12 protein-coding genes are annotated in these 14,985 nt (G+C 40.5%); 2 read left to right on the forward strand and 10 right to left on the reverse strand.

Translation table 11 applies throughout. From position 1 onward, the window contains the following. Positions 1 to 20: 20 nt before the first annotated feature. The 8 genes from HXT47_RS05175 to map form a co-directional block, all read right to left on the reverse strand. Positions 21 to 1,022, reverse strand: a complete 1,002-nt coding sequence (locus tag HXT47_RS05175) for an amino acid ABC transporter permease (protein ID WP_421788958.1) — start codon at positions 1,020 to 1,022, stop codon at positions 21 to 23. A gap of 144 nt (positions 1,023 to 1,166) precedes the next feature. Then, the gene (locus HXT47_RS05180; RefSeq protein WP_004118845.1) at positions 1,167 to 2,075 is read right to left on the reverse strand and encodes an ABC transporter substrate-binding protein; all 909 of its coding nucleotides are present in this window, start codon (positions 2,073 to 2,075) and stop codon (positions 1,167 to 1,169) included. Between the two features lie 275 nt (positions 2,076 to 2,350). Beyond that, the gene (gene smpB, locus HXT47_RS05185) at positions 2,351 to 2,848 is read right to left on the reverse strand and encodes an SsrA-binding protein SmpB (RefSeq protein WP_421788960.1); all 498 of its coding nucleotides are present in this window, start codon (positions 2,846 to 2,848) and stop codon (positions 2,351 to 2,353) included. Between the two features lie 134 nt (positions 2,849 to 2,982). After that, positions 2,983 to 4,389: a CHAP domain-containing protein gene (locus HXT47_RS05190; RefSeq protein WP_421788962.1), complete on the reverse strand. Its 1,407-nt coding sequence runs from the start codon at positions 4,387 to 4,389 to the stop codon at positions 2,983 to 2,985. A 146-nt stretch (positions 4,390 to 4,535) separates the two neighbouring features. Next, on the reverse strand, positions 4,536 to 5,459 hold the full coding sequence (gene ftsX, locus HXT47_RS05195) for a permease-like cell division protein FtsX (RefSeq protein ID WP_004107457.1): 924 nt from the start codon (positions 5,457 to 5,459) through the stop codon (positions 4,536 to 4,538). Continuing rightward, positions 5,459 to 6,859: a cell division ATP-binding protein FtsE gene (gene ftsE / locus HXT47_RS05200; RefSeq protein WP_421788964.1), complete on the reverse strand. Its 1,401-nt coding sequence runs from the start codon at positions 6,857 to 6,859 to the stop codon at positions 5,459 to 5,461. Before ftsE ends, ftsX begins: the two co-directional genes overlap by 1 nt. 61 nt (positions 6,860 to 6,920) lie before the next feature. Next, complete coding sequence (gene prfB / locus HXT47_RS05205) at positions 6,921 to 8,057, reverse strand: peptide chain release factor 2 (RefSeq protein ID WP_004107453.1); 1,137 nt, start codon at positions 8,055 to 8,057, stop codon at positions 6,921 to 6,923. Positions 8,058 to 8,137: 80 nt separating this feature from the next. Beyond that, complete coding sequence (map, locus tag HXT47_RS05210; RefSeq protein ID WP_004107450.1) at positions 8,138 to 8,911, reverse strand: type I methionyl aminopeptidase; 774 nt, start codon at positions 8,909 to 8,911, stop codon at positions 8,138 to 8,140. A gap of 91 nt (positions 8,912 to 9,002) precedes the next feature. Between map and HXT47_RS05215 the strand changes: the two genes are divergently transcribed. Next, positions 9,003 to 11,150 carry a M13 family metallopeptidase gene (locus HXT47_RS05215; RefSeq protein ID WP_421788966.1) on the forward strand — a complete coding sequence of 716 codons (2,148 nt, stop codon included), beginning with the start codon at positions 9,003 to 9,005 and terminating at the stop codon, positions 11,148 to 11,150. A 105-nt stretch (positions 11,151 to 11,255) separates the two neighbouring features. Here HXT47_RS05215 and HXT47_RS05220 read toward each other — a convergent pair whose 3' ends face one another. Continuing rightward, complete coding sequence (locus tag HXT47_RS05220) at positions 11,256 to 12,602, reverse strand: CAP domain-containing protein (RefSeq protein ID WP_410295083.1); 1,347 nt, start codon at positions 12,600 to 12,602, stop codon at positions 11,256 to 11,258. A 414-nt stretch (positions 12,603 to 13,016) separates the two neighbouring features. Here HXT47_RS05220 and HXT47_RS05225 point away from each other — a divergent pair, with 414 nt between their 5' ends. Next, positions 13,017 to 13,505 carry a single-stranded DNA-binding protein gene (locus HXT47_RS05225; protein WP_004118831.1) on the forward strand — a complete coding sequence of 163 codons (489 nt, stop codon included), beginning with the start codon at positions 13,017 to 13,019 and terminating at the stop codon, positions 13,503 to 13,505. Positions 13,506 to 13,674: 169 nt separating this feature from the next. Here HXT47_RS05225 and HXT47_RS05230 read toward each other — a convergent pair whose 3' ends face one another. Next, positions 13,675 to 14,979, reverse strand: coding sequence for a zinc ribbon domain-containing protein (locus HXT47_RS05230; RefSeq protein ID WP_231880158.1), 1,305 nt, complete (start codon positions 14,977 to 14,979; stop codon positions 13,675 to 13,677). Positions 14,980 to 14,985: the final 6 nt, after the last annotated feature.

The following is a 14,985-nucleotide window of genomic DNA, read 5'->3' on the forward strand; positions in this document are numbered from 1 at the left end:
TTAAGCTATTATGCGTTTATTTAGGCATTAAATCCGAGCATAGCAGCATCATTTCGTCCTTTAACATTTTTCCGTTTAGCATCTAATGATTGATCGCCGCGCTGATCAGAATCAGTATTAAGTTGAGCATGCTTTACAATATCTCTTGCTTCAAAACCTTTAGCAAAATGCTTCTCGAGCATGTATTGCAAAACCATCAAAATGGAAGTAATAATCAAATACCAAATACTCGCAACAAGAAGAAGCGGAATTGGTTTATAGATACGGTTAGCAATAGCATTTGTAGCAAATTGCAATTCAAGAGTAAACGGAACTGCAAGAACTAACGAAGTCGTTTTTAGCATACCGATTGTTTCGTTACCAAGCGGAGGAACAATAATACGCATTGCTTGAGGAAGAATTATACGCCTCATAGTTAAAGCTCTACCCATTCCAAGAGCCTTAGCAGCTTCAACTTGTCCACTATCGACAGCTTCCAATCCTGCGCGAACAATTTCCGACAAATAAGCCGATTCATTCAAAGACAAACCAACTACAGCAGCAGTAAGAGAAGTCATAATTACATTAGAATCAATAGACCAAAATTCTACAGAAGTAAAAGGAATACCAATACCAATTCTCGGCACAAGAACCGCAAACATGCCCCAAAATACAAGCTGCGTATAAATAGGAGTACCACGGAAAAACCAAATAAAGAACCAACTTACGCCACGAAGCACAGGATTAACTGACTTACGCATCATCGCTAAGCCTACAGCAAACACGATTGAAATTACCATAGCAATTAGCGTAAGAAGTAACGTCCAGCCAATACCAGAAAGCACATTATCGCTTATTAGATATATTCCAACTACTTCCCATTCAAAACGAGGGTTAGTAATAATACTGTAAAGAAGCGAACATGCTATTACAGCTACAATGACTCCGGCAATAATAGGTCCTGGCTTTTTTACCGGCAAAATACGTTCAGAGTTAGCTACTCCGGACTTGCTCTTAGCAGAGTTACCAATTAAAGAATTCAAAATATGCTCCAATAAGTACGTTTATACAAAAACAGCAAAGTAAAGAAACAATCTGAGCCGAGAATTAAATCACGACTCAGATTAACGATATCATTTTAGATAATTATTCGATTATTTGATAGCTAAAGTTTTATAGCTAAAATTTCATAGTTTTGGATTAACTACAGACTTTTCAATAGCAACATCTTCAACGCCCCACTTCTTCAAGATATCCTTGTATACGCCGGACTTCATAAGCTTATCAATGCCAGCTTTTACAGCCTTCAGCATCGCTGCGTCACCCTTTTTAACAGCCGCTCCCATTGGTTCAGAATCCTTGCTGTTTTCCAAAATTTCAAGCTTTCCAGGATTCTTAATTGAAGCGTAACCTGCAACAGGAGTATCTGCATACATAACATCAGCGCGACCGGAAAGAAGTGCGGTAGTTGCGTCAGTTTGCTCCTTGAAGCTCATGATTTCAAGAGGCTTATTCCCTTTAGCTGCGCACTGTTTCTTTGCTTCTTCCATAATAGGTTCGCCAACAGTTCCAGTTTCCAAAGTTACTTTCTTGCCACAAAGGTTCTTTGGATCTACTTTAGTAGGATTTCCCTTACGCACTTCAAAAGACAAGCCTGCGTTGGCATAAGTAATAAAGTCTACAGACTTCATACGTTCAGCATTTACTGTAAAACCAGAAATACCGACATTATATTTGCTTCCTATTGCTGGAATGATTGAGTCAAACTGAGCATGCATAATTTTTGCTTTTAAGCCCATGACCTTTGCAAGAGCCTTCGAAAAATCAATTTCGTAACCTACAGGAGTTTTACCGTCTGCAGCAAAGAATTCTGCAGGGGCATAACTTACGTTTACACCAACAGTTAACTCTCCTGTTTTTGCAACTTCTGCTGGTACCAATGCTGCAACAGCATCATCTTTTTGCACATGACTTATATCATAGCTACGAGCAATATCAGGGTCTGCTTCTTTAGAATCAGCAGGTCCACATGCAGCAATACTGCCAATCATTACTAAAGATGCAACAATAGCAACAGGCTTCATAGATTTAAACATAGTTCTTCTCCTCATGTATGTACTAAGAATCTATAATTTGCATTAATGTGTATAACTATACACGATAACCCTACAAATTCAACAGCCTTTTATACGATTATTGAATATACGAAGATACTCATGCAGTACATCTGCACAATAATTATGCTTTTCATAAACAAAAACTGCATATTATTCGCAATAATGTATAATATGTGCGTGTCGTATTGTCGCACTTTCTATCCCATGCGAAGCGCACATGTGTTTCAAAAACGTATAAAAAGAAACATCAACTCTTAATCAATACTACGAGAACGCAGATTACGGTAACGCATTTCACGCAAAGCCTCTCGCTTATCTTGTTCCTCACGCAAAGCCTGACGCTTATCAAATTCCTTTTTACCGCGCGCTAAAGCAATTTCTACTTTTACGTAGCTTCCCTTAAAATACAAACGCAAAGGCACAACAGTGTAGCCTTTCGCCTCAGTTTGCCTAGAAAGCTTAGCAATCTCAGCAGCATGAAGCAGAAGCTTACGCTTGCGCTTAGGAGCATGATTATTCCATGTGCCGTTTAAATATTCAGGAATATTTGCTCCTTCAAGCCACATTTCACCACGACGATCAATATTCACAAATGATTCAGCTAAAGAAGCACGCCCTTCGCGAAGTGACTTAACTTCAGTACCAGTAAGAGCAAGACCTGCTTCATAATAATCTTCAATTACATAATCATGATGCGCTTTACGGTTTTGTGCCACAGTAACAGTGCCATCTTGCGCAGGCTTATTTGCCATAATTCCCCTCCAATACACATCACACACAAAAGAAACTTGCCATAAGATACTACTATCTTATGGCAAGAACAATAAGTCGTAAATCTTACAACGTTTTCAATTTCAATAAATTGAAAACTATGAAGTGCTTATATTTAATAATGAATGTACTCATAATCGCCTGGATTATAAATAGTTTCATAAGCAGGGAATGTTGCAAAACCAGTTCCACCTTCAGAAATAAGAACTGATCCATCAGCATTCACACGTTCCACAACCGCAACATGTCCATATTGCCAATCAGCATTCCAATTACCAACACGTTGGCCACGAGCAAACACCATAACAGCACCAACATGTGGAATTCTATTAACTAAATATCCAAGCCTACGAGCAGTATTCGCCCACTCAGCACCATTACCCATGTAGGAGCCAACAGGCAGACCAAGTTGCGAACGACGCAAATAAGCCCATAACGTGCATTGACGAGCAGGATAAGCAGAACCACCAACAGTGTTTCCAGTATTATGCCCGTAGCAGAACTTAGAACCTTCTGCGCAATTTCCAGGAACAGTATAATTCATACCATTAGCAGCGCCATTAGAAAGTTGCATCGGAGGAAGGTAAACATTCTTCCCAGAACTTCCATTCAATTGCTGACGATTACCAGCATTCGGATCGGCTTTAGCGAATGACTTATTAGCAAGAGCACGCGCTTGAGCATCGATGGCAGTTTTCATTGCTATAATTTCTGCAGCCTCACGCGCAGACTGAGAAGTCAAACTACTCTTTTGACCTTCCAGCTGCTTACGAATCTCTTCACCATGATCTCGCAAACTTTGCAAGGACTTTTTGCGATCATTGGCAGCTTTCGCAGCGATTTGAGCACTTTGCGCTTGGGCATCCGCCTGCTGCTTTAACTTGGTTATTTCTGCTTCAATAGCAGCCAAACGCTGACGACGATTCATAGAAGTATTCAACTTGATAGCAGCATCATTAGCAGCGTTTGCTTCACTTCTAGCAACAGCAGCCTCGGATTGTAACTTTCCAACAAACTGTTCTGTAGTAGTTGATTTAGTCACAATATCCATAACATTAGATGCCTGAGAACCATGGAAACTCTTACGAGCAAGCTGTGCTACAGCAGCCTTAGCATCATCAAAATCTTCACCAGTTTTTTTAATTTTCTCTTCCAAATCACGCTTATCTTTTTGTGCAGACTCTAAACGCTGCTGCGTTGATTCTACAAGACTGCGCGCCTGAGAAGCTTGCTCTTCTGCTTGTTGAGCAGCTCGTATTTGATTTGGAATTTTATGCTCATTTAAATCATTCAATTCAATGATCTTATTTGCAAGTTGTTTACTTACGCCAGCAAGTTGGCGCTTCAAATTCTCGTTTCGTTGTATTTTGCGCCTATATTCCTTCATGTTGACAGCACTTGCTGTAGACGCATTAAATAATGCACCAGCAACACCAGCAAACATCATTGAAATAGCAACTATTAAACTCACTACAGTATGAGTGCGTCGAATTGCATACATGCTATGTCGATCTTCGCTCATATCACTTCCCTTTCAACATCACTATTGCGAATTATACCGTAATGCAAGGAATCACGCGAGTTTCTACTTCAAATCTTCTAAAATAGTACTTTTATAATACTCATACGAAAATAACGCAAATAATTACACACCTATTATTTTGCATTTTAAGCTTTTAAGTATCGCCTCAAAGCAATAGCAGAAGCAACTATAGATAACACTACTGCACCAGCTACAAGTATTGGAACGCATAGCCACACAGTTGTTTGAGTAACAAATGGCATCCAACGCACATTCTGCGCAAGCCAATCAGTTACAAAAATTTTAACTACTAAACTTAGCGCAGCACCAGCAAGTAAAGAACCTACAAACGACGCGAACGCTCCTTCAAGAATAAACGGCATACGAATAGTCCAGTTAGAGGCACCAACTAAGCGCATAATTTCGGTTTCTTGACGACGGCTAGCAGCAGACATTCGAATCGTAGTGCCAGTAAGCATAATAGCTACAACAACCATAACCGCTGCAAGCACAATTGTCACAACAGTAGCGCGATTAAGCACACTGAAAACAGGATCAAAAATCTGACGCTGATCAACAACTTCTTCCACACCATCGCGTCCAGAAAGAACTTCTGAAACAACCTGATATTTCATAGGATTAGTAAGCTTCAAGCGCAACGAATCTTGCATGTCTGCCGCAGTTAAAGTACGTCCTTGATACATTCCGTTAGGATATTGCTTTAAGAATGTGTTTTTATAAAATTCGTTGCGGCTAACATAAGTGATATTTGAAACATCATCGCCTAATTCTTGGTGAATAATATGCTCCAATTTTACAATTTCGGCACTAGTAGGCGCTTTTCCAGAAGCACAAGAAGGAGATTGGCTAGTTCCATCCGGGCACAGCCAGGCAACCACTTCTACTTTGTCATACCAGTCACCTTTTGCCTTGGTAATCTGCGCTTGCATAAGCACTGAAACACCAATAAAAAGGAAAGAAATGAACGTTACAAGCATAACCGAAAGAATCATCGAAACATTACGACGCAAACTAATGCAAGTTTCGGAAAAAATAAATCGTAAACGCATTACTCTGCTCCTTCAGTTTTATTAATGTCATTATTGCTATCGTCAACACTAATGTTCTCATTATTAGTATTTTCAGCTGCAACAGGTGGCTTAGGCGGAGCTGGAGGCATAGGAGGAAGCTGAGATTTACGCTCAGATTCAGCATCGGATTGCAACTTACTTTCTGCTTCTGATTGCAACTCATCGCTGGTTTCGGATTGTGATTCTCCGCTCACTTCAGAGTTTTCAGTAGATTCAGTAGATTCAGTAGATTCAGTAGATTCATTAGTTTCATTAGTTTCAGCAGTTTCGTGAGATTCGGCAGTTTCATAGGATCCTTTATTATCTTCCGAAATCTCAACTTCTGAATCATTCTCTTCAACATCTTCATTATCGTTTGCAGAAATCAATCCACGTCCCCAAGTCATTGTTGTTTCCAAAGACTGGAACACTTCGCCATAACGACCAGTCCTGCCAGAATGGACAGACTGAGCCAAACGTGCAATTCCTTCATTCTCTGAAGTATCACTCTTCAACGATTGCGTTACCATGTCAACAACTTCACGCGCCTGAGCAGCACGTTGAGCTTTTTTAGAAAGCCTCTTATGACGTTCAGTATGCTCAGATTGAGCAATTGATTTTTGAGCATCACGATCTGATTGATCTTGAGAATTTTCAACAGTTTGTTGTGCTTTAGAATTATGTTCAACTTCACTATCCGGGAAATACAATGCAGAATCATATGATCCTTCACGCTCATCACGCACAATTTTGCCAGCATGAAGCTCCACAACGCGCTTACGCATTGAGTTCACAATTTCCTCATTATGCGTAGCCATAACAATCGTTGTACCAGTTCGGTTAATAGCATCCAAAACTTCCATAATTCCAAGAGAAGTAGTTGGATCCAAATTACCAGTAGGCTCATCTGCAAGAATAATTTGAGGGTGATTGACATATGCGCGAGCAATTGCAACTCGCTGCGCCTCACCACCAGAAAGCTCATGTGGGTAATTATTTTCTTTACCAGTCAAACCAACCGTTTCAAGAACACGAGGAACAAGTGAACGAATCGTAGACCGACTCGTGCCAATCACTTCCAAAGCAAAAGCAACATTTTGGTAAACTGTTTTATTATTAAGCAGCTTATAATCCTGAAAAATAAAGCCAAGAGATCTACGATACTGCGGCACCTGTCGGTTAGAAAGTCTGCGCAAATCGTTACCGGCTACGTGAATTTCCCCACCATTTGCTTCTTCTTCGCGAAGCAGCAAACTAAGCAATGTAGTTTTACCAGAACCGGAAGCGCCAACAAGAAACACAAAATCTCCGCGATCTACATGCAAAGACACATCGTCTAATGCAGGACGTGTACCTCGAGGATATATTTTTGACACATGATCTAATGAAATCAGCGACATTGTTTCAATTCCTTCCGAAGATTATGTGTAATTGTTGGTTTTTAGTTCTAGTTTTAGTTTTTTAAGATTCTGCTTCAGCTTCTTTTTGAGCTGCGACTCGCTGCTCGTGACGCCAACGAATGCCAGCTTCAATAAAACCGTCAATATCGCCGTCAAAAACAGCCTGAGTTTGCGAAGTTTCGTAGCCAGTGCGCAAATCCTTCACCATCTGATAAGGGTGAAGCACGTAAGAGCGCATTTGATCTCCCCAACTTGCCTTAATATCTCCAGCAAGTTCCTTCTTTTTTGCAGCTTCCTCAGCATGCTTAAGCACAAGCAAACGCGATTGCAAAACTGCCATTGCAGCAGCGCGGTTCTGAATCTGGCTTCGCTCATCTTGCATAGAAACAACCAAGCCGGTTGGCAAATGCGTAATACGAACAGCAGAATACGTAGTGTTCACGCCCTGACCTCCTGGCCCTGAAGCCTGGAAAGTATCCACGCGAATATCCGAATCCGGAATATCAATATGATCCGTAGCTTCAACAAGAGGAATTACTTCAACAGCAGAAAAACCAGTTTGGCGACGTCCTTGATTGTCGAATGGCGAAATACGAACCATTCTGTGAGTGCCACCTTCTACAGAAAGACGACCATACGCGTACGGGGCATCCACTTGGAAAGTGGCTGATTTAATACCAGCTTCTTCTGCATAAGATGTGTCCATCATCTTAGTTTTATAGCCGTTTCGCTCAGCCCAGCGCAAGTACATACGAAGAAGCATTTGAGCAAAATCAGCAGCATCCACACCGCCCGCACCAGAACGTATCGTAACAACCGCAGAACGAGCGTCATACTCACCGTCAAGAAGAGTCTGAACTTCCATATCGTCCAACTCGTGAGCAATATTTCCGAGCTCTTCTTGAGCCTCATTCATTGAATCAGCATCGCCTTCTTCTTCACCAAGCTCAATTAAAGTCTTAGTATCTTCAATACGCTGTTCAACAGCTTGCAAACGCTTCAATTGAGACTGAGCTGCAGAAAGCTTACTCGTGACTTGCTGAGCATGCTCAGAATCGTCCCAAAGTCCAGGCTCTGCAGCCTGCTTTTCTAAATCAGCAATCGTAGCCTTCAACGAATCGACATCTAGTGCTTTAGAAATCAAAGAATACTTTGCTTCAACATCATTTAACGCTTGGGAAAAATCAAATTCCGCCATTTACTTAAAGTACCTCTTTACATACCTGTTTTACGCAATTACTACTCGCAAAATACTTACAAAATCAACTATTGATAAGTTTAGCGCACGGTCAAAATCTCAGGACCGTTTTCCGTAATTGCAATCGTATGCTCAGTGTGTGCACCGCGAGAACCATCAGCAGAGCGAAGAGTCCAACCATCCTTAGGGTCCTGGTAAATTTCGTCAGTAGTCTTTAAGAACCATGGCTCAATTGCAATCACAAGACCTGGGCGAAGCTTGTAGCCATGGTGAGCAGTTCCATCGTTAGGAACATGCGGATCGCCGTGCATAATATGACCGACTCCGTGACCGCCAAACTCAAGATTTACGCTATAACCATACTCGTGAGCAACGCAACCAACAGCTGCAGAAATATCGCCAAGACGGTTGCCAGGCTGAGCCATATTAATACCAGCCTCAAGAGCTTCCTCAGTGCACTTAATTAAGCGTAAATCCTCAGGATCAGCATGCTTTCCAACCACAAAACTAATAGCGGAATCACCAACCCATCCATCGACGTTAATTGCCAAATCAAGGGTCAACAAATCGCCGTCTTTAAGGTTATAATCAAAAGGAACTCCGTGAAGGACAGCATCGTTTACAGAAGTGCAAATATAGTGTGCAAAAGGACCTGTACCAAAATCAGGAGCGTAATCAACATAACAAGAAGACGCACCTTTGCGGCTCATAATTCGCTGACGAACGAAGTCATCAATCTCAAGAAGATTCGTGCCAACTTTGGTCATTGCTTTCAAGTCTTTAAGAATACTACCGACGAAGCGACCTGCAGGCTTCATCGCTTCAATTTCAGATGGAGTTTTAAGTTCAATCATGCTTCAAGACTAACGCGCAGGCACGAAAATAAAGCAAAATATAGCGAAAATACTAACTAATAGTGTCGCTTAATACTTGTAAGCTAATCACATGTCTAACAACAATGAAAACAATAGTAATAATAGTAATAATAAGGAATCGCAGAAGGAAATTTCTGCTGTAGATTTCGACCCTGCCTCCTTCTCGTCGGCTACTCGTCCACAAGACGATTTATTCCGTTACGTAAATGGTCCTTGGATTGACACTTACACTCTCCCAGAAGACAAACCAATGTATGGTGCTTTCCACAAGCTTGCAGAAGATGCAGAAAAGCAAATTCGAGATATTTTAGAAAACGAAAATTGCCCAGCCAAAAAGTCGCAAACCTTATACCGTAACTATTTGGATACCGCATCTATTGAAAAAGCTGGAATTACGCCAATTAAGGGCGATCTAGACGCTGTGGATTCAGCAGAAACTAAGGAAGATTTGGTTCGCACTATTGGCGCGCTTAATCCGTACGGCGGTCCAGATGCAATGTTTTATTTTGGAGTTTACGGAGATCCTAAAGATCCTAAGACGAATATTATGCATATTGAGCAATCGGGATTGGGCTTGCCAGACGAAGCATACTATCGCGAAGATAACTACGCTCCAATTCGCACTGAATATGTAAAAATGGTAGCTTCGTTGTTGAGATTGGCTGGTTACGGAGATACCGCCACTACCCAAGCTCAAGCCGAGCGTTTTTTGAATGTTGAAACTAAAATCGCGAAGCATCATTGGGATAACGTGGCAACTCGCGATTCTCAAAAAACTTATAATCCTTGCAATTATGCTGATTTGGCAAAAAATCTTGAAGCGCTGAATCTCGACGCTTTCTTAGATGCTGCACAAAAAGCGTACGAAACTTGCGAAGAAGCAGAACATCAACCAATCAATCTTCGTGAAGCTTTTAGCAAAGTAGTAGTTCACGAGCCAAGCTTTATAGAAGGATTGAATAAGATTTGGCAGGAAACTAACTTAGAAGATTTAAAGCTTTGGGCACGCGTGCACGTGATTTTGTGCTGGGCAATCTTACTGAGTGAAGACTTTGCCGAAGCTAGATTCGACTTCTACGGCAAGGTGCTTTCTGGAGCCACAAAGCAACGCGACCGCTGGAAGCGAGCAGTCGGAGTTGTTGACGATGCCTGCGGCGAGGAAGTTGGACGCGAATACGTGCGATTGCATTTCCCTGAGTCTTCTAAGGAATACATGCAAGGCTTAGTTGACAATCTTATTAACGCTTACCGCGAGTCGATTTCTCACAGCAGCTGGCTTGGCGAGGAAACTAAAGCGAAGGCTTTGGAAAAGATTAGTAAATTTGAGCCAAATATTGGTTACACAAACCATTGGGTTGACTACTCTGCGCTAAATATTAAGGAAGACGCTGATTTAGTTGAGAATATGCGCGAAGTTTATCGATTTGGCTTTGGTAAAAATACTGCAAAAGCCGGAAATCCTGTGGATCGCGAAGAGTGGCAGATGACTCCGCAAACTGTGAACGCTTACTACGATCCTCTGCTGAACGTAATCGTGTTCCCAGCTGCTATTTTGCAACCACCATTCTTTAACCCAAGCGCTCCAGACGCAGCAAATTATGGTGCTATTGGTGCCGTGATTGGTCATGAAATCGGTCACGGTTTTGACGATCAAGGTTGCGAATACGACGGCGACGGCGTACTTAACAATTGGTGGACTGAAGAAGACAAAACCAACTTCACTGAGCGCACTAAGAAGCTTATTGAGCAATACAATGCTTTCACACCAACGCAGCTTATTGTTAAGTACTCTCACTTGAAGAGCAAAGAAGAGCGCAATGCGATACCTCACGTAAACGGTGCTTTAACAATCGGCGAAAATATTGGCGATTTAAGCGGCGTGACTATTGCGCTTAAAGCATACGCTTTCGCCTTGCAAAAGAGCAAGGGACAAGAAATCAACGGAAGTGATGATGCTATTCGCGAAACCTTGCTTAACGCTCCTGAAGTAGATGGTTTCACTGCTTTGCAGCGATTCTTCTTAAGCTACGCGTTAGTATGGCGTTCCAAGGCTCGTAATGAAATTGCGGAACAGCTGCTTCAAATCGACCCGCACTCCCCAGCCGAATGCCGCACTAACGGCATTGCTCGCAACGTTGACTTGTTCTACGATGCTTTCAATGTTCAAGAAGGCGACGAAATGTGGCTCGACCCAAGCGAGCGCGTGCACATTTGGTAAAGCATCTCAAATTGAGCACAGAAAATAGAAAATAAGAAATAGAAAAGCCTGCAAGCGTTCTTTACTAATCGTTTGCAGGCTTAATTTATATAACCTTATAAGTTTTTATTCTTCCGCAGAGGCAGAACCTGCAGAAACAGCTTCTTCTGCAGCAAAATCTTGCGAAATAGTCTCATTTGAAACAGCTTCTTCTGCTACAGCAGGAGCATTATCAGCAGCATAATCATTATCAACAGCAGCATCAGCAACTTCTGCTACAGCTTCAGCATCAGCAACAGCAGTATCAGTATTAGCAACAGCAGTGTCTACAGAAGCAGCTTTTGTACGCGCATTTTTGCGTGACTTATAAAGTAAAATAGAAAATACAACTACAGCACAAAGAATAATTACCATTGCAATTACAGCAACCACCATTCCAGAAATACCAGTTTTTTCAGTATTTTTAGCGGAATCTTTACTATTTGCAATTTGAGAATTAACCTTATTGGCTAAATGCTTATTTTTTCCAAATGCTTTCTTTTTGCTAGATCTATCACCCTTATGTTTTTTCTTATTTTTATCGTCCTTCTTATCTTTCTTATCTTTTTTATCCTTGTCGTCCTTTTTATCCTTATCGGATTTAGCTGCCTTAGTATTATTCGCTACTGCAGCAGGACGCTGATAAACTTGAGGGCTTCCATAACCAATTTTGCCATCAGGATAGTCAATATCACCGTTATATTCCGACAAAGTTAAATCACCAACAATGCCGTACGGACCGCCTTGAGCTTCACCATAACCAAAGGAGATATTTCGTGGATTCAAAATTTGATACAAATGACCATTCTCGTCAGTAAAGGCACCACGAGTAGCGCGCAATGGTCCCTCTTCATTTTGAATCCATAAACGCATAGAACCAGCAAGATCTGTACCCCAGCTTAAGTTTTCACCCCAAGCTTTTCTACCATTAAAATCAGGTGCGCTTTTACCATCTGGAGCAAAATGACCAAATTTACCATGTTGAGCAGTCTCTTGTGCGCGACGATACGCATCCTCTTCATTTGCGGAATCGTATTGAATATTATTCACATAAGCTTGTTTAGTTAAACCGCAACGACTCACATAATCTTGCAAAGGAATTCCTTCAAAGTAAATACTACGATCGTCGTATAAACGCGAACGTGCATTACGAATTGAAGCCAGCACATAGCGCACTACATCAACAGATCGAACCCAGCCAACACTACGTGCAACGTTTTTTTGTTTAATAATCGGGTTTTTAATAGACAGGTTTGACGTAGACGAATTAGATGCTTCTTTGCTTAATTCTAACGAATTTATGCCCATCAAATTCATATTCATGGAGCTTTGTGCAGACAAGCACACAAAGGATACTACAGCAAGCAGGCTTATCAGCGAACATACAATATGCTTCACTACAGCACTTTTAACTATCGTATTCTTCGAATTCATTGAACTATTCGATTTAAAACTAAATGATTTAAATAAATTAGATGAGCATGAATTTACATGCATAGCTAAATTGCGCACCAATCCCTGCTTATTATTTTTCATAGTAAAAAACTCTTCTTCTGTTCATTCAATGCAACAAATATAGGTTAATAGTATCTCTTAATAAGGAATTATTGCGAAAATGCTTGCAATCTTGCTGTTTTACAAGTGATTTTATTGTCAATATTTTTAATAAATTGTGGTTAAAACATAGCTTTTAACCACAATAAAAGAATTTTCTAGAACAATTCTCGCAAAACATTCATAGTTGTTATTACTGCGGCATTTCCTTGTGGCTGCGAAGCTCAGGGGCAATGATGGCTCTGATTTCGGGGCTGAAATGGCTGCAGTCCAAATCGTGAAAGGATGATGAATATGGTACAACAACAGTCAACTGTGACTATTAGCGGATTTGTAGGCGCAGAACCAATAAGTTTTGGACGCAACGAAAATTCTCCTGCTTGTTCTCTACGAATTGCAAGCACACAATCTTATTATCGAAATGATGAGCAGCAATGGCATGAGCGTCCAACCACATGGATGACTGTGAAGGCGTATCGAACTTTGGCTTCAAACGTTCTTAAAAGCGTGCATAAAGGTGATGCAATTGTTGTTTCTGGAAATTTGAGTACTGAAAGTTGGACAAAAGACGGCAATGATTATAATCGCATAATTTTAGAAGCGGCTACTATTGGTCACGATTTAAATCGTGGAACTACTCAATTTACAAAGCGAAACGCTGATTCCGCTAAAAATGATCATACGAAAGAAAGTAATCAAGCACAGCAGAACAATAGGGCACAACAAAATAACTCTAACGCAAACATTTTGAATGATGAATTTGGGGGCGAAACTGATATTTAAGAAAAATAAAATCGCAACTCAAGAAATCCCTCAAACTCGCGCAACGGTAAGCAAATTAATATGAATAAAATAAAATAGCCGCCAAGAATCAACATTCCTGGCGGCAAATCTATTTATTCTCTATTTCGCAAATTAAGTATTTCCTAATTTACTGAAACTGAGATATCTACTACTTAATCACATGTATGTCATCAGAAGAAACCGATGGCTGACCATAAGGCAAATCACCACCATGATACATAATGCCATTAGGTTTCGTTGCAATAGTAATTCTCTTACCTTCGTATTGTTTGAAATTATTACTAGTTCCATCATTAGAGTCACTGATAAGCACAGCTACTTTATTAGCGAAAGTAATAGTTGGTCTTAAAGCACAATCCATAAAACCATTAGCCACTGTAACTGAAGATGGATTATCTAGCAAAAGAACAGTAAAGCGTGCATTATCATCATAAGTGTCTGGGAAGCCAGTAGTATCATCCTTATCAGCGCCAGGTAAGTTCTTAGCTTCTTCCTTACTTAAGGTCTTTATTGTTCCAGTGTAGACTTGGTAACCCTTTTCAATCCAATTCTGAACATTCTTATTATGCTCACGCACTTTTTGTGAATTCTCTTCATTATTCACTAATGCGTCAACGCCTCTCATGTCTGAAATTGAAATAAACGACGGCATTACTACTCTTGATAATTCATCAGTTCCTTGAACAACACCATCGCTTCCTAACGGATGCTCAACAGTTTCAGAACTAGTTGTGAATTTATGATGTTTATTTAGGCGATATATTGTTTTTGTCCAAGGCATATCTCCATCACTTGTAGCATCGGAACCAAATGGAGCAAGTGTAACTATTCCATCATGATTCTTGTTAAAATACAAAGTTGCATATGAATCGCTACTAGTGGTCAAATCTTCAGATTTTATAAGCTTTTTACCATCGTAAGAAGCAACACGAACGCCATATGTAGCGTCTATCATTCTAGTAGTATCAGCGCTGCGCGAAGACGCAATCACTAAATCTGGAATAGAATCTTTGTTTATATCCCATAGCGTGTAGTAATACTTCATGTCACTACTGTCGGAAGATTTGGTTTCGCTAAAATCTTTTAGAACTTTTTTATATTGTTTTCCAGCCTCACTAATTACGTTATTATGAGACCCATCAGCACTATTTACTCTTTTATTTAGATTCAAAAAACAAACTATTCCAGCAATTACCACAACTAATGCAACTACTGCCGAAATAATAATTGTTAATTTTGAATACTTACTTTTCTTATTCTTAAGCGCGTCTACAGGCTGCTCATAAACCTGAGTATACAGTTGCTGTTCTGATTGGTTATAAACTGCTTGCTGCGGATTATTTATTTGTTCTGCAGAAGTTTGCGAACCAATAGAAGAATCAATCCTCGCTCCACACTCATTACAAAATTGCTGATCATCACTAATTTGTGATCCACATTTTTCACAAAACATATGTGT

Source organism: Gardnerella sp. DNF01205 (assembly GCF_049244135.1).
GTDB classification, from domain to species: Bacteria; Actinomycetota; Actinomycetes; order Actinomycetales; family Bifidobacteriaceae; genus Bifidobacterium; species Bifidobacterium leopoldii.